16 protein-coding genes are annotated in these 14,184 nt (G+C 67.4%); 4 read left to right on the forward strand and 12 right to left on the reverse strand.

Going from position 1 to position 14,184, the window contains the following annotated elements:
* Positions 1-86: 86 nt before the first annotated feature.
* From OG225_RS20515 to OG225_RS20540, 6 genes are all read right to left on the reverse strand, one after another.
* Positions 87-254 carry a DUF4236 domain-containing protein gene (locus tag OG225_RS20515; RefSeq protein ID WP_216910238.1) on the reverse strand — a complete coding sequence of 56 codons (168 nt, stop codon included), beginning with the start codon at positions 252-254 and terminating at the stop codon, positions 87-89.
* 176 nt (positions 255-430) lie between these two features.
* Positions 431-1,375, reverse strand: coding sequence for a twin-arginine translocase subunit TatC (gene tatC, locus OG225_RS20520; RefSeq protein ID WP_216910240.1), 945 nt, complete (start codon positions 1,373-1,375; stop codon positions 431-433).
* A gap of 117 nt (positions 1,376-1,492) precedes the next feature.
* Complete coding sequence (gene tatA, locus OG225_RS20525) at positions 1,493-1,747, reverse strand: Sec-independent protein translocase subunit TatA (protein WP_109527308.1); 255 nt, start codon at positions 1,745-1,747, stop codon at positions 1,493-1,495.
* A 63-nt stretch (positions 1,748-1,810) separates the two neighbouring features.
* Positions 1,811-2,854, reverse strand: a complete 1,044-nt coding sequence (locus OG225_RS20530; RefSeq protein WP_405183137.1) for a 2-dehydropantoate 2-reductase — start codon at positions 2,852-2,854, stop codon at positions 1,811-1,813.
* Positions 2,851-3,831 carry a helix-turn-helix transcriptional regulator gene (locus tag OG225_RS20535; RefSeq protein ID WP_405176830.1) on the reverse strand — a complete coding sequence of 327 codons (981 nt, stop codon included), beginning with the start codon at positions 3,829-3,831 and terminating at the stop codon, positions 2,851-2,853. Before OG225_RS20535 ends, OG225_RS20530 begins: the two co-directional genes overlap by 4 nt.
* Positions 3,828-4,823, reverse strand: coding sequence for a helix-turn-helix transcriptional regulator (locus tag OG225_RS20540; protein WP_405176831.1), 996 nt, complete (start codon positions 4,821-4,823; stop codon positions 3,828-3,830). Before OG225_RS20540 ends, OG225_RS20535 begins: the two co-directional genes overlap by 4 nt.
* Positions 4,824-4,916: 93 nt before the next feature.
* Between OG225_RS20540 and OG225_RS20545 the strand changes: the two genes are divergently transcribed.
* Complete coding sequence (locus OG225_RS20545) at positions 4,917-5,213, forward strand: MTH1187 family thiamine-binding protein (RefSeq protein WP_405176832.1); 297 nt, start codon at positions 4,917-4,919, stop codon at positions 5,211-5,213.
* A 111-nt stretch (positions 5,214-5,324) separates the two neighbouring features.
* Here the strand turns inward: OG225_RS20545 and OG225_RS20550 are convergent, their stop codons facing one another.
* The 6 genes from OG225_RS20550 to dop form a co-directional block, all read right to left on the reverse strand.
* Positions 5,325-5,702, reverse strand: a complete 378-nt coding sequence (locus OG225_RS20550; RefSeq protein WP_405176833.1) for a nuclear transport factor 2 family protein — start codon at positions 5,700-5,702, stop codon at positions 5,325-5,327.
* A gap of 88 nt (positions 5,703-5,790) precedes the next feature.
* Positions 5,791-7,149: a Pup--protein ligase gene (gene pafA / locus OG225_RS20555; RefSeq protein WP_405176834.1), complete on the reverse strand. Its 1,359-nt coding sequence runs from the start codon at positions 7,147-7,149 to the stop codon at positions 5,791-5,793.
* Positions 7,150-7,410: 261 nt separating this feature from the next.
* A complete protein-coding gene (gene prcA / locus OG225_RS20560) occupies positions 7,411-8,205 on the reverse strand; it encodes a proteasome subunit alpha (protein WP_405176835.1) in 795 nt (264 codons plus the stop codon).
* The gene (gene prcB / locus OG225_RS20565; RefSeq protein ID WP_109527407.1) at positions 8,202-9,047 is read right to left on the reverse strand and encodes a proteasome subunit beta; all 846 of its coding nucleotides are present in this window, start codon (positions 9,045-9,047) and stop codon (positions 8,202-8,204) included. The genes prcA and prcB overlap by 4 nt, the downstream gene beginning before the upstream one ends.
* A gap of 14 nt (positions 9,048-9,061) precedes the next feature.
* Positions 9,062-9,256, reverse strand: coding sequence for a ubiquitin-like protein Pup (locus tag OG225_RS20570; RefSeq protein WP_109527300.1), 195 nt, complete (start codon positions 9,254-9,256; stop codon positions 9,062-9,064).
* An 887-nt stretch (positions 9,257-10,143) separates the two neighbouring features.
* A complete protein-coding gene (gene dop / locus OG225_RS20575) occupies positions 10,144-11,643 on the reverse strand; it encodes a depupylase/deamidase Dop (protein ID WP_405176836.1) in 1,500 nt (499 codons plus the stop codon).
* A gap of 258 nt (positions 11,644-11,901) precedes the next feature.
* Between dop and OG225_RS20580 the strand changes: the two genes are divergently transcribed.
* From OG225_RS20580 to OG225_RS20590, 3 genes are all read left to right on the forward strand, one after another.
* On the forward strand, positions 11,902-12,600 hold the full coding sequence (locus OG225_RS20580; protein ID WP_405176837.1) for a hypothetical protein: 699 nt from the start codon (positions 11,902-11,904) through the stop codon (positions 12,598-12,600).
* A 33-nt stretch (positions 12,601-12,633) separates the two neighbouring features.
* The gene (locus OG225_RS20585; RefSeq protein WP_405176838.1) at positions 12,634-13,161 is read left to right on the forward strand and encodes an NUDIX hydrolase; all 528 of its coding nucleotides are present in this window, start codon (positions 12,634-12,636) and stop codon (positions 13,159-13,161) included.
* 160 nt (positions 13,162-13,321) lie between these two features.
* Positions 13,322-14,158, forward strand: a complete 837-nt coding sequence (locus tag OG225_RS20590; RefSeq protein ID WP_405176839.1) for a helix-turn-helix domain-containing protein — start codon at positions 13,322-13,324, stop codon at positions 14,156-14,158.
* The last annotated feature ends 26 nt before the right edge of the window (positions 14,159-14,184 follow it).

Here is a 14,184-nt window from a genome sequence, read left to right on the forward strand (position 1 = left end):
CGGTCGTATGGATTTTTCTCCGATCCCGCCCTAGCGATGCCCCGGCCGCGCCGGTCGTTCGCCGATCGACGACCGGCGCGTCGGGATCAGCGCTGGCGCCAGCTGAGCGGGCCCGGCAGATCGACGCTGTTCTTCTTGGTCCGGGAGTTCCAGGACCAGCGGCCGATCTTGATGCCCCATGAGGACAGGCCCGACTGGGTGAAGTTGAGCTTCAGCGGCCCGTAGGATTTGCGCTGGCGGTACTTGATGGGCATGTGATCCTCCTCGTTCGATCCAGCAATAGCCGAACACGGGCGGTCCAAACGGCTTCGGGCCGATTCGGGGTTCCGGTATTCGGAATCACTTGGACGAAGCGATGATTCGGTTCACGTGCGAGAGGCGATCGTCGCGGGTGTCGCGAACGCGGCCGATCGATCCGGTGCGGGCAGCGTCAGAGGGTGTCGGAGAAGTCCGAGACCGAACGCGACGCGTCGGCGGAACCGGACATCGACTCGGCGGGCCTGATCGGTTCGGGCCCCGCGAGCACCGAGGCTTCCTCGTCGCGCAGGGCCGCTTCGGCGTCCTTGCGCGCGCGCCGCTTGTCGTTGATCCGGGCGAATTGCACGGCGACCTCGAACAGCACGGTCAGCGCGCAGGCCAAGGCCAGCATCGAGAACGGGTCCTGCGGGGTGACGATCGCCGCGAAGACGAAGAGTCCGAAGATGATTCCACGCCGCCAGGCCTTGAGCCGCACGTAGGTCAGCACACCGGTGAGATTCAGGCCGATGATGATCAGCGGGGTTTCGAAACTGACGCCGAAGATGATCAGCAACTGGATGATCATCGAGAAGTATTGCGACCCGCTCAGCGCGGTGATCTGGACGTTGTCGCCGATGGTCAGCAGGAATTGCAGCGCGTGGGCGACGATGAAGTAGGCGAGCACCGCGCCCGCGCCGAACAGCACCGAACCCGAGACGACGAAGCCGACGGCGTAGCGCCGTTCCTTCGCGTACAGGCCCGGGGTGATGAAGGCCCACAGTTGATACAGCCAGACCGGTGCGGCCAGCACCACACCCGCGGTGAAACCGACCTTCAGTCGCAGCATGAACTGTTCGAACGGCGCGGTCGCGAGCAGTCGGCACGCCCCGTCCGCGGTCAACGTGGCACGCGCCTCGGGTGGCAGCGAACAGTAGGGACCGGTCAGCAGATCGCCGAGGCTTTCCAGACCGAAGAACGAATGCGTGTACCAGAAGAAGCCGATCACGGTGGTCAGCAGAATCGCGGCCAGCGATTTCAGCAGCCTGCCGCGCAATTCCTGCAGGTGCTCGACCAACGACATGGTGCCGTCGGGATTCGTCCTGCGCTTGCTGCGCCGAGGATCGAATGGGATTCGCATAGGTCTGATGTGTCCCTGAGTCGAGAGCCGCTGAGTCGGGTGCCGCGAACCATGTCACGGTCCGCCGAACAGCACTGATCGGGGTGAGCCGGACTCACCCCGATGGGAACGGACCGCTCAGGCCGACTTCTGCTGCGGCTGCGGTGGCACCGGCTCGGCCGCGGACTGACCCGGCGGCAACGGCTGCGCGGGCGGCGGAGTCGGCGCGGTCGAAGGAGTCTCCTCCTTCTGCATCTGGCTGACTTCGCTCTTGAAGATGCGCAGAGACCGGCCGAGGCCGCGAGCCGCATCCGGCAGCCGCTTGGCGCCGAAGAGCACCACGAACAGCAACGCGATGATCAGCAGGTGCGTCCAGCTGAACGTGCCTGACATCTGTACCTCCCAAAAAAGTGGTAGTCCCGATGCTACCGGACCATCGATGTCGCGACGGGCGGGTCAGTCCCTGTTCGCCCGAGGTTCGCCCCGCGCGCTGTCGGCGGCGGCTCGCAGTTGCTCCAGCAGTTCGGCCCCCGTCCAGGTGCGGCGATCGCCCTGTTCGGCCGCGACGATCAGTTCGATGAGCCGTTGATTGACCGGTGTCGGCAGACCGACCATCTCGCCGAGTCCGACGATTTCACCACAGAGCCAAGAGATTTCGGTCTTGCGCCCGAGTGCGAGGTCGTCGGCCATCGACGAGCGCGCCATCGGATCGATGGCGAGTACGCGGCCCGCGACCCGGCCGAAGACCGCGTCGGGCACGGTCAGCAGGCGCGTCATCACCCGCGGTGGCAACGGCGTCAGACGCGCCGGATGAATTCGCGCCCTGTTCATCGCGGCCAGCGCCTCGGACTGGGTCAGCGACAGGCAGCGGCGGTAGTTGCGGTCGGCGAGTTCCTCGCGCAACGGTCGCCCGGACAGCGCGTTGATCGGGTTGTTGAGGTTCAGCAGCAGTTTGGCCCACTGCACCGGGAGCAGATCCCGATAGCGGCGTAACCCCAGTCCGGCGCGGTCGAAGACCGCGGCGGCCGACGCCAGCGCCGGATCGTCCTGCGCCGCGATCCCGCCTTCGGTGCCCCGGTGGAACCGGCCGCCGGGGTGATGCACGACATTGAACATCACCATGCCCGCCAGCACGACGCAGGTGGGCAGGATCTCCCTGATCACGGTGTCGTTGCCGATACCGTTCTGAAGACTCAGCACCGGGGTGCCCGGACGCAGGACGCCGGTGAGATCGCGTACCGCGCTCGCCGTCGCCGCCGATTTGACCGTGACCAGCACCAGATCCGCCGATCCGGCGTCCTCGGGGGTGGTCGAGGTTCCGAACTCCGAGGGCTCGACGGTCACATCACCGCCGTCGAGGTCGGTGAGACGCAGTCCGGACGCGGTGATCTCGTCGAGCATTCCCGGTCTGCCGACGAAGGTCACCTTCGCCCCGGCCGCGGCCAATTTCCCGCCGACGTAGATCCCGATGCTGCCCGCCCCGAGCACCACGACATTCATCGGATCTCGAACCCTGCCTCCGCGTAGACCGCGAGCGCGGCATCGGAACGTTCCCGCACCGCGGCGACCAGTTCGGGCGGACCGAGCACGGTCACTCCCGCGCCGAAGCCGAGCAGCAGCCGCGCCATCCAGTCCAGGGTGGCGAAACGCATGGTGACGTCGAGGCTGCCGTCGGGATGGACCGCCAGCCGATTCATCGGGTACTGATCGAGGACCCATCCGTAATCGGGGTGGATCCGCAGACGGGCCAGCGGAACCGCCGGATCGTCCTGAAACAGGTCGAGCGCCGCGGCGGCCTCGGTGGCATGACTGGGCGGTCGCGCGGGTTCGTCGAGTTCGGTCGCCGCCTCGATCCGGTCGAACCGGAACAGCCGGACCCCCTCGGCCTGCCTGCACCACGCCTGCAGATAGCTGTTGTTGTCGACCAGCACGATCCGGATCGGATCGACGATCCGCTCGGAGACCACGTCCCGGCTCGCCGAGTAGTAGACCAGGCGCAGCGCCCGCTGGCGTGCCAGCGCGGAACGCACCTCCGCCACTGCGGGGGCCTCCGCGGGCGGCATCCGGGAATCGCGCGGCTCGGAGATCTGCGCGCCGCCGCCGACGATCGCCGATTCGATCTTGGCGATGGCCGCGTGGGCCGCGGTGGGATCGACCATGCCCGGCATCTCCACGATCGAGCGCAGCGCGACGAGCAGGGCCGTCGCCTCGGTGGAGGTAAGCCGCAGCGGCCGGTCGATCCCGGCGGAGAAGGTGACCTCGATGCTCTCCTCGGAGAAGGACAGGTCGATCAGATCGCCGGGACCGTAACCGGGCAGCCCGCACATCCACAGCTGATTGAGATCGCTCATGAGCTGTTTGGTGGTCACGCCCAGATCGGCGGCGGCCTCGGCGGCGCTGATACCCGGATTGGCGATGAAATACGGGATCATGTTGAGCAGCCGCGACAGTCGCACGGACAGTCGGGTGTTGCTCACAACACCACCTCCGTGCGTTCGAGCACCGACCGCAGCCTGGCCACGACATCGGCACGCAGTTCCTCGGGCGCGATGACGACAGCGTCCGGTCCGAGGCCGGTGATCAGCCGCGCCAGCCAGTCGCGGGACCGGATCGGAATCTCGACCTCGACGCCCGCCCTGCCCGCGACACTGCGTTCCCCGAGGACCCGGCCGAGTCTGCGGATCTCACGTCCGCGCCCCTCGGCGACCCAGACCGTCGCCGCCCCGCTCACCGGAGCGCCGCTGGTGACGCGGTCGACGATGGACCGCAGATCGAGACCTTCGGGCTTGTGCACCGTGTTGACCGGACCGTGGGCGGTGATGTCGTCGCCGATGCGCGAGAGCCGGAAACTGCGCACGGCGTCACGGTCGCGATCGTGCCCGACCAGGTACCAGCGGCCGTGGTGGGTCACCACGCCCCACGGCTCCACATCGCGCATGAGGTACGGCGCGTTGACGGCGCCGCGGTGTTCGAAGCGTACGGCCCGGCCTTCGTCGATGGCCGCCAGGAGTTTGCCGAGTACCGGTTCCGAACCACGGGTCCGCGCCGGGACGGCGGGCACCGAGGCCACCGCCGCGTCGGTTTCGACGTGCACGCCCGCGGCACGCAACTTGAGCAGCGCGCCCTCGGCCGCGGCCGCCAGTTCGGGGGATTCCCACATCTGGACCGCGACGGCGACCGCCGCCGCCTCCTCGTCGGACAGCCCGATATCCGGCAGTTCGTAGGCGTCCCGGTTGATCCGGTAGCCCTCCACCGTCGAGTACCGGCTCACTTGACCGACTTCCAGCGGAATGCCCAGGTCGCGTAGCTCGTTCTTGTCCCGTTCGAACATCCGGCTGAACGCCTCGTCGCTCGCGGACTCCTCGTACCCCGCGACGCTGTCCCGGATCCGCTCCGCGGTCAAGAACTGCCGGGTCGACAGCAGCGCGATGACCAGATTCATCAGCCGCTCGACCTTGGATATCGCCACTCGATAGAGGGTAATCTGCGCTCTGCGGTCCGTGCGCGGCGGCGCGCGATTCGCTACGCGCGGGCGAATCCCCCCGCCATCGAGGAGCAGCCAATGATCGTCGCCTTTTCCGTGACACCGCTCGGGACCGGAGTCGACGTCGGACGTGCGGTGGCCGAGGCGGTGCGGGCGGTCAGGGCAAGCGGCCTGCCCAATCGCACCGATGCGATGTTCACCACCCTCGAAGGCGAATGGGACGAGGTGATGGCGGTGGTGAAGGCGGCCTCCGATGCCGTGCTGGCCGCAGCGCCGCGATGCAGCCTGGTACTCAAGGCCGATATCAGGCCCGGCGTCAGCGACGCGATGACCTCGAAGGTCGACACCGTGGAGCGCTACCTGGCCGAGGAGTAGATCGCCTCCCGGCCGCGAACGGGGTGGTCCGGTCATCGACGCACGCGGGTAGGCGGGGTCGCGGGTTCGCCGAGGGGTCACCGGGTATCCGAGTCGACACCGACCGCTGCCTCAGTTCCGAATGACGGTCTGCTGATAGCAGGCGAGCCGCCATCGCCCCTCGCGCCGGACATAGGTCGTCGACATCACACCGCGGAACGCGGGTTCGTCACCGTCGCGGTAGGCGACGCCGATGTAGACCAGAACCCAGCCGTCCGCGCCGACACCGACCGCGCGCGGATCCTCGATCTCGTAATCGCGCCACGGCGGTGCGTCACGCAGCGCCGAGACCACCGTGTCGCGGTCCATGATCATGCCGTTGGCCAGCACCATCACCGCGTCCTCGGTCATGATCGCGCCGTAGAACTCGGCGCCGGTGCTCGAACACAGCGCGTCCCAGCCACGACGCTCGACCTCGAGCAGTTCGTTCAGGAGTTCGTCATCGGTCATATTTCCACGCTAACCAGCACGCACACGAGAAACCGCCCGCCGCGCCCCTCTCGTGAGGGCGCGGGCGGGCGGTCCGATAATTCTCGTACTACATCGAGGCGATCAGCCGGTCGACGCGCTCGTCGACCGACCGGAACGGATCTTTGCAGAGCACCGTGCGTTGCGCCTGATCGTTCAACTTCAGGTGCACCCAGTCGACGGTGAAATCGCGGCCGGCCTCCTGCGCGGCGGTGATGAAATCACCGCGGAGCTTGGCGCGCGTGGTCTGCGGCGGGGTATCGACGGCGGCGTCGACGGCCTCGTCCTCGGTGATCCGCTTGGCCAGACCCTTGCGCTGCAACAGATCGAACACACCGCGACCGCGCTTGATGTCGTGGTAGGCCAGATCCAGCTGGGCGATCTTGGGATCGGACAGCTCCATGCTGTAGCGATCCTGGTAACGCTGGAACAGCTTGCGCTTGATCACCCAGTCGATCTCGGTGTCGACCTTGGCGAAATCCTGTGCCTCGACCGCGTCGAGGGTGCGTCCCCACAGGTCGACGACCTGGTCGATCTGCGGATCCCGGTCGCGGTTGCGCAGGTGTTCGACGGCGCGGGCGTAGTACTCGCGCTGGATGTCGAGTGCGCTGGCCTGGCGTCCGCCCGCCAGCCGCACGGGGCGTTTGCCGGTCAGATCGTGGCTGACCTCGCGGATGGCGCGGATCGGGTTGTCCAGGGCGAAATCGCGGAAGGAAACCCCGGCCTCGATCATCTCCAGGACCAGTGCCGCCGTGCCGACCTTGAGCATGGTGCTCGGCTCGGCCATATTCGAATCACCGACGATCACGTGCAGGCGGCGGTATTTCTCCGCGTCCGCGTGCGGCTCGTCACGGGTGTTGATGATCGGCCGCGAGCGGGTGGTCGCCGAGGAGACGCCCTCCCAGATGTGCTCGGCCCGTTGCGACAGGCAGAAAGTAGCCGCTTTCGGAGTCTGCAGCACTTTGCCCGCACCGCAGATCAATTGGCGGGTCACCAGGAACGGCAGGAGCACATCCGAGATCCTGGAGAACTCCCCCGCGCGCACCACGAGGAAATTCTCGTGACAGCCGTAGGAGTTTCCCGCGGAGTCGGTGTTGTTCTTGAACAGGTAGATATCGCCACCGATACCTTCCTCGGCCAATCGCTGTTCGGCGTCGATCAGCAATTCCTCCAGCACCCGTTCACCCGCACGATCGTGGGTGACCAGCTGATGCAGGTTGTCGCACTCCGCCGTCGCGTACTCCGGATGCGAGCCGACGTCGAGGTACAGCCGAGCACCGTTGCGAAGGAACACGTTAGAGCTACGGCCCCAGGACACCACCCGGCGGAACAGGTACCGGGCTACCTCGTCGGGGGACAGCCGACGGTGACCGTGAAAGGTGCATGTCACACCGAACTCGGTCTCGATCCCCATAATTCGTCGCTGCACACCATCGACATTACAGCCATATCCAGCAGTTGCGTGGGGCTGCGGACAACACGAATGCATACGTCTTCACAACGATTTGGGTCGGTTTGTCCGTTTCCATAGACCCGGACCGGCGGATTTCCGGTGCGAATTCACCCCGCGGTCGGGCGCGTCACAGCACCGGAAAAAGTGTCACGGCACCGGAAGAAACTCGGGCCCGCGTCCGGAACGACCGTCGAACGGTATTCCGGGCGCGGGCCCGAGCGGGTTGTGCGGCTCGCCCTACTCGGGCTGCTTCGGGGTGTCGTCCCCGGCCGATTCCGGCGCGGATCCCTCCGCGTCGGAGGGTGACGCCGCCGGGGTGCTTCCTTCGCCGAGCAGCTGTTCCAGCTGGGCGTTGGGGATGCGCCGGAAGGCACGGCGCTGTCGCGACTGCTCCAACGTCGCCACCTCGAGCGCGGCGACCCCGAGCGAACGCTTGTCCTTGTCGGCGCCCTCCGGAATCCCGGCCTGCAACGCCTTGACCGCGATGTCGATGGCGGAACTCAGATCCAGGCCGGACCGGTAGGAACCCTTCAACGCGGTGAGGATCGGCTCGGTCGTGCCGCCCATCACCACGTATTCGCGTTCGTCGACGATCGACCCGTCGAAGGTGATCCGGTAGAGCACCGACTGCTGCTCCTGCTCCGGATAGCCGACCTCGGCGATGCAGATCTCGACCTCGTAGGGTTTGAGCTGATCGGTGAAGATCGACCCGAGAGTCTGGGCGTAGGCGTTGGCGAGCGCACGGCCGGAGACATCGCGCCGGTCGTACTGGTATCCCCGCAGATCGGCCTGGAGGATGCCGCCACGACGCAAGCTCTCGAATTCGTTGTACTTGCCGACGGCCGCGAACCCGACGCGGTCGTACAGCTCACTCACCTTGTGCAGCGTCGCGGACGGATTCTCCGCGAGGAACAGCACACCCTTGTCGTACGCCATCACGATGACACTGCGACCACGACCGATCCCCTTGCGCGCGAGTTCGGTCTTGTCGCGCATGATCTGCTCGGCCGACGCGTAGTACGGCAGTGTCATGCTGGGGCACTCCCTTCTTGCGCGGCCTCACGTGCGGCGACGATCTCGCGCGCGATCTCCTCCAGCCGCGTTCCGGCCACCTCTTCGGCGCCTTCCTCGGTGATGAGGACCGCGGTGGGATAGATGCGACGCACCAGATCGGGCCCGCCGGTGGCGGTGTCGTCGTCGGCGGCGTCGAACAATGCCTCGACGGCGATGCGCAACGCGCGCGTCTCGTCGATTCCCTTGGCGTACAACTTCTTCAACGACGTCTTGGCGAACATCGAACCCGAGCCGACCGCGGCGTAGCCGAATCGCTCCTCGCTGCGCCCACCGACGACGTCGTAGGAGATGATGCGCCCGACCCGATCCGGATCGGTGGTGTGCTGGTCGTAACCGACCAGCACCGGCACCACCGCCAGACCCTGCAGGGCCGCGGGAAGGTTGTCGCGCACCATCTTCGACAGCTTGTTGGCCTTGCCGTCGAAGGTGAGCGAGATCCCTTCGATCTTCTCGTAGTGCTCCAACTCCACGGCGAACAACCGCACCATCTCGACGGCCATGCCCGCGGTGCCCGCGATACCGGCCGCCGAATAGGTGTCGGTGATGTACACCTTCTCCATATCCCTGCTGGCCAGCAGGTTTCCCTGAGTGGCCCGGCGATCGCCCGCGATCAGCACACCGCCGCGGAAGCTGACCGCGACGATGGTGGTCCCGTGCGGGGCCACATCCTTGGCGGCGCCACCGGAGGAACCGGTGGCGCCGTCGATCGCGGCGAATCTGTTGCCCGGCAACAGATCCGGTGCGTAACTGCGCAGGTGTTCGGTGAAGGACGAGAGTGCGTGCCCCGGTTGGAGACGCATCGGATCACCTGCTGTCACTGGCCGCCCTTCTGCACGTACGCGCGGACGAAGTCCTCGGCGTTCTCCTCCAGCACGTCATCGATCTCGTCGAGCAGGTCGTCGGTCTCTTCCGCCAATTTCTCGCGGCGCTCCTGACCGGCCGCTTCGGCGCCCTCGGGCCCCTCGTCCTCGTCGCCGCCCCCGGCGCGCTTGGTCTGCTCTTGTGCCATCGCAGCCGACCTCCTCTGTCCTCATCATGACCGGAGCCCAAGTATGAGCACGGCGCCGATCATGAGCAATGTTCGTGCTCGTACGAACAACCCTACCCAGCCGAACCCGGGCTGTGTTGATTTGCGGCCGGGGCCGCGTGGTTCGCGGCCCCTCTGTCTCGCGTCCGAGCGGTCGAGACTCGCGCCTTCGGCGCATGCGCTTCGACCGCTCGGACGCGAGACGGCCGCGAACCGGTCGCTCGTAAAACTCGCTCCGGGCGGGGTTGGTTCGGGGAGGCAGGGTTCGGGATGTTCGAGAGGGATCCCTCGCAACTGTTCCTCACAGCGAGGCCGCGAACCGTCGTTCGCGGGCACCCATCGGCAATGCCCCCGGGCAACACCCCTCACCCCCTCCCAACCGACCTCACCAGCGACATCCCCACCAGCCCCGAGCGGCGCGCCTCGACCACCCCCGCATCGATCGCCACACCAAATGCACCGGGCCACCAAGCCCAACCACTCCCCCGGACACCCGACCAGCAACGTCACACCCGCTCGTGCCGCGCGCCTCGACCACCCCCTGATCGACCACCACATCAGTTACACGGGGCCACCAAGCCCGACCACTCCCCCACCAGCAAACGCCACACCTGCTCGAGCCGCGCGACTCGACCCCCTGATCGACCACCACACCAAATACACCGGACCACCAAGCCCGACCACTCCCCCGTACATCCCCACCAGCGACATCCCCACCAACCCCACCACCGCACGGCGCGAGCCTTACGAGCGCCCGTTCGCGGCCGTCTCGCGTCCGAGCGGTCGAGACCATGCGACGAAGTCGCGAGTATCGACCGCTCGGACGCGAGACAAGAAGGGCCGCGAACCCGCGGCCCCGGCCGCCAATATCACTGCGTGAGTTGTTCGACCAGTTCGGCTGCGGTTTCGACGCCGTCGAGGAGTTTGCCGACGTGGGATTTGGTGCCGCGGCGGGGTTCGAGGGTGGGGATACGGACCAGGGAGTCGCCGCCGAGGTCGAAGATGACCGAGTCCCAGCTCGCGGCGGCGATGTCGGCGCCGAAGCGGCGCAGGCATTCGCCGCGGAAGTAGGCGCGGGTGTCGGTGGGGGGCTTGGTCATCGCGTCGAGGACCTGCTGTTCGGTGACCAGTCGTTTCATCGATCCGCGCGCTACCAGGCGGTTGTAGAGACCTTTGTCGAGGCGCACGTCGGAGTACTGCAGATCCATCAGGTGCAGTTTGGGTGCGGCCCAGCCGAGGCCTTCGCGGTTGCGCATGCCTTCGAGCAGGCGCAGTTTCGCGGTCCAGTCGAGCAGGTTCGCGGTCTCCATCGGGTCGCGTTCGAGCAGGTCCAGGATCATGGCCCAGTTGTCGAGGATGTCGCGGGCGCGGGGGTCGTCGTTGCCTTCGCGGTCCATGAATTTCGCGACCCGCTCGTGGTAGAGGCGTTGCAGCGCGAGGCCGGTGAGTTCGCGGCCGTCGGCGAGCGCGACGGCGGTGCGCAGGGTCGGATCATGACTGATCTGGTGCACGGCGGTGACCGGGCGGGCCAGTTGCAGGTCGGACAGGTCCTCGCCTGCCTCGATCAGGTCGAGCACGAGCGCGGTGGTGCCGACTTTCAGGTACGTCGACATCTCGGCCAGGTTGGCGTCGCCGATGATGACGTGCAGTCTGCGGTATTTGTCGGCGTCGGCGTGGGGTTCGTCACGTGTGTTGATGATGCCGCGTTTGAGGGTGGTCTCCAGTCCGACCTCGACCTCGATGTAGTCCGAGCGCTGGGAGAGCTGGAAGCCGGCGGTGTCGCCGGATTGCCCGATTCCGACGCGGCCGGAGCCGGTGATCACCTGGCGGGAGACGAAGAACGGGGTGAGCCCGACGATGATCTGGTTGAACGGGGTGTCGCGGCTCATGAGGTAGTTCTCGTGGGTGCCGTAGGAGGCGCCCTTGCCGTCGACGTTGTTCTTGTACAGCTGCAGGCGGGGCGCGCCGGGCACGCTGGAGGCGTGGCGTGCGGCGGCTTCCATCACCCGCTCACCGGCCTTGTCCCAGATGACGGCGTCGAGCGGGTCGGTGACCTCGGGTGCGGAGAATTCCGGGTGCGCGTGGTCGACGTAGAGGCGCGCGCCGTTGGTGAGGATCATGTTGGCCGCGCCGACCTCGTCCGCGTCGATGACCGGCGCGGGCCCGTTCATCCGGCTCAGGTCGAATCCGCGCGCGTCTCGCAGCGGTGATTCCACCTCGTAGTCCCACCGGGTCCGCTTGGCCCTCGGCACGCCTTCGGCCGCGGCGTACGCGAGCACCGCCTGGGTGGAGGTGAGGATCGGGTTGGCCGACGGCTCGGTGGGTGTCGAGATACCGTATTCGACCTCGATGCCGATGATGCGCTGCATGCCATCGAGCCTAGGCGACAGATGCCGATGTCATACCGAGGGTGGTATTTCGCTCATCGCGGGTCCGCCCGCGCGGGATCCGCGTGGCGCGAGCCCGCGAACCCGAGTAGTCGGCTACGCGTGTTCTTCCCGGTCGGCCCGGCGATTCTGGGGTGGCGCCGCTCGCCGCGGGGCGCGGGGCCTGCCCGGTCGAGGTGTGTCGGACCGGAAGTGATTCCCGGATTCGTCTGTCACGCAACGGAATACGGAGAGAACCCGATGAAAGCCGCGGTCCGCGAGATCTGGCTGCCGTTCAATGTGCCACTGGAGGGCCGGGTGCCCTGGATGTACCTGGATGTCCGGGGGTGCGTGCGCACCGCCGTCGGCGTCGCGCTCGACGAGTCGGCGCGCGAGTTCGGCTCTCCCACCCCGGGTGAGCGGGTCGCGGCGCTGGCCGCGTCCCGGCGGCTACCGTGGCGCCGGGGCATGCGCGGCCCGTACGCCTCCGACACCGATATCGACGCGGCGTGGGACACGGTGAAACGTCGCACCGATCTGGTGCGTGGCGGTTGCCGCCATTTCGAGCGGGTGACCGATCTGCGTCTGACCAACGGGGCGATCGACCGTTTGGTGTTCGAACGTCTCGACGAATGGGAGACGCTGATGCGGGGTCGGCTGACGCGCCACCGCGACGGGGCGGTGATCACGCCGTTCGCCGCTTTCGAAACCTGGCCCGCCGACGCGCAACTGGGCATGCTCAGCATGTGCTGGAGCATGGGGCCCGCGTTCGATTTCCCGCGATTCGAGCAGGCCGCGCTGTGCCGCGATTGGCTGCGTTGCGCCGCCGAATGCCGCGTGTATCCCGAAATGGGGACGGTGGCGCGCCGCAACGAACGCAATCAGGAGTTGTTCCGCAACGCGTTCCGGGTCGAGTCCACCGGATCGGATCCGCACCGGTTGCTGTTCACGTTGCCCTGATCCCGGCCGTCGCGATCCGGCTACCCTGTGGATGTGACGCTCGCCGAACGGTTTCCGTTGCTGCACACTCCGGCTCGCTGGGAATGGGGTGGGCTCGACGTCCGTTTCTCGACCGAACTGCCGCCGGACGAACTCGTCACCAATATCCACGTCGTCTGTTTCGTCGGCGCGCGGATCGTGCTGTGCCGCGACGATCGCGATATCTGGCTGGTGCCGGGCGGGACGCGCGAGGCGAACGAGACGATCGAGGAATGCGTGCGCCGCGAATTGCTCGAGGAGGCGGGCGCGCGCACCGTCGGTCCGGTCCGGTGGATCGGGGCGCATCACGGTGTCAGCGATCATCCGGCGCCCTATCGGGCGTGGCAGCCGCATCCGCGCAAGGCGTTCCTCTGGTGCACGGCCGATGTCGTCGTCGATTCCGCGCCGACGAATCCCGGCGACGCCGAACAGATACAGGAGGTCCGCGCGTTCGCGCCCGCCGAGGCCGTCCGGTTGGCCGCGACGAACGGCGATTACATGTCCGAACTGGTGGCATTGGCGATCGAACTGCATCGCCGGTAGCTCGGCGCTTCCTCGCCCGGTCACCCCGATTCGGCCACCTGATGGAAGATCGTCGGCGAATTCCGGATCAGGTGGCCGAAACCAGCACCGCGGCGGTGTCGCCCGGATAGATTGACAGGGAATCCGCACCTGGATTCGCGTCACCTGCCGGGAGCGTCCGATGGAGAAGGCTCTGGTCACCGATGGGGTGTCCGCGACACCCCGAAGCCTGGGCGGCGCACACCCGCCCGACGACACCTCATACCGGGCTACGGCCTTGCTGCGTCCCGGAATTCTCGCCTTCGGCGGCACGATCGGCGAAACCGATCTGCACGCGCATCACGCCGTACAGGTCCTGGCCGCGGACACGCCGCTGACGGTGATGGACGCCAGCGGCGTGCACCATCACGGCACCGTCGTCATCGTGCCCGCCGACGCGCCCCACCGGATCGACGCGGGCGCGGCGCACGGCGCCGCGCTGTACCTGGATCCGGAGACGGTGGCGGGCGCCGCCGCCGACCGCCGCGCCCACACCAGGGGCTGGACCGGGGGCGTCCGTATTCCCTCGGTCGATCCGGTGCGGTCGGCGCTGCTCGACCAGGTCACCGCGATCGTCACGGATCTGCGCTGCGATCACCAGACGCCGCCGGGCGCACCGCATCACGCGGTGACCGAGGCGCTGCGCGTACTGCCCTCCCTCGTCCACGACCGGTCGATCCGCGGCGCGGATGTGGCACGGCGCGTCGGCCTTTCGCCGACGCGGTTGTCGCATCTGTTCGCCGCCCAGGTCGGGATCCCGCTCCGTCCGTACATCCTCTGGCTGCGGCTGCGCGTCGCCATCATCCGGGTGCGTTCCGGTGACGATCTCGCGGCGGCGGCGGACGCGGCCGGTTTCGACAACAGCGCGCACCTGACCCGCACCTGCCGCCGGACCTTCGGACTGTTCCCGGCCGCGCTGGAACGCGACGGCCTCTGGGATCTCGGCGACGGATCGTGGACGGCGGGCAGCGCGACCTGAGAGGTCCCGCCCCGGAGCATCCGGTC

Source organism: Nocardia sp. NBC_01377 (assembly GCF_045040005.1).
In the GTDB taxonomy this organism is placed as follows: domain Bacteria; phylum Actinomycetota; class Actinomycetes; order Mycobacteriales; family Mycobacteriaceae; genus Nocardia; species Nocardia noduli.

Coding starts and splice junctions, on each gene's coding strand:
- OG225_RS20515 (WP_216910238.1), bottom strand. CDS start 254: ATGCCCATCAAGTACCGCCAGCGCAAATCCTACGGGCCGCTGAAGCTC.
- tatC (WP_216910240.1), bottom strand. CDS start 1,375: ATGCGAATCCCATTCGATCCTCGGCGCAGCAAGCGCAGGACGAATCCC.
- tatA (WP_109527308.1), bottom strand. CDS start 1,747: ATGTCAGGCACGTTCAGCTGGACGCACCTGCTGATCATCGCGTTGCTG.
- OG225_RS20530 (WP_405183137.1), bottom strand. CDS start 2,854: ATGAATGTCGTGGTGCTCGGGGCGGGCAGCATCGGGATCTACGTCGGC.
- OG225_RS20545 (WP_405176832.1), top strand. CDS start 4,917: ATGATCGTCGCCTTTTCCGTGACACCGCTCGGGACCGGAGTCGACGTC.
- OG225_RS20550 (WP_405176833.1), bottom strand. CDS start 5,702: ATGACCGATGACGAACTCCTGAACGAACTGCTCGAGGTCGAGCGTCGT.
- prcA (WP_405176835.1), bottom strand. CDS start 8,205: ATGACACTGCCGTACTACGCGTCGGCCGAGCAGATCATGCGCGACAAG.
- prcB (WP_109527407.1), bottom strand. CDS start 9,047: ATGCGTCTCCAACCGGGGCACGCACTCTCGTCCTTCACCGAACACCTG.
- OG225_RS20570 (WP_109527300.1), bottom strand. CDS start 9,256: ATGGCACAAGAGCAGACCAAGCGCGCCGGGGGCGGCGACGAGGACGAG.
- dop (WP_405176836.1), bottom strand. CDS start 11,643: ATGCAGCGCATCATCGGCATCGAGGTCGAATACGGTATCTCGACACCC.
- OG225_RS20580 (WP_405176837.1), top strand. CDS start 11,902: ATGAAAGCCGCGGTCCGCGAGATCTGGCTGCCGTTCAATGTGCCACTG.
- OG225_RS20590 (WP_405176839.1), top strand. CDS start 13,322: ATGGAGAAGGCTCTGGTCACCGATGGGGTGTCCGCGACACCCCGAAGC.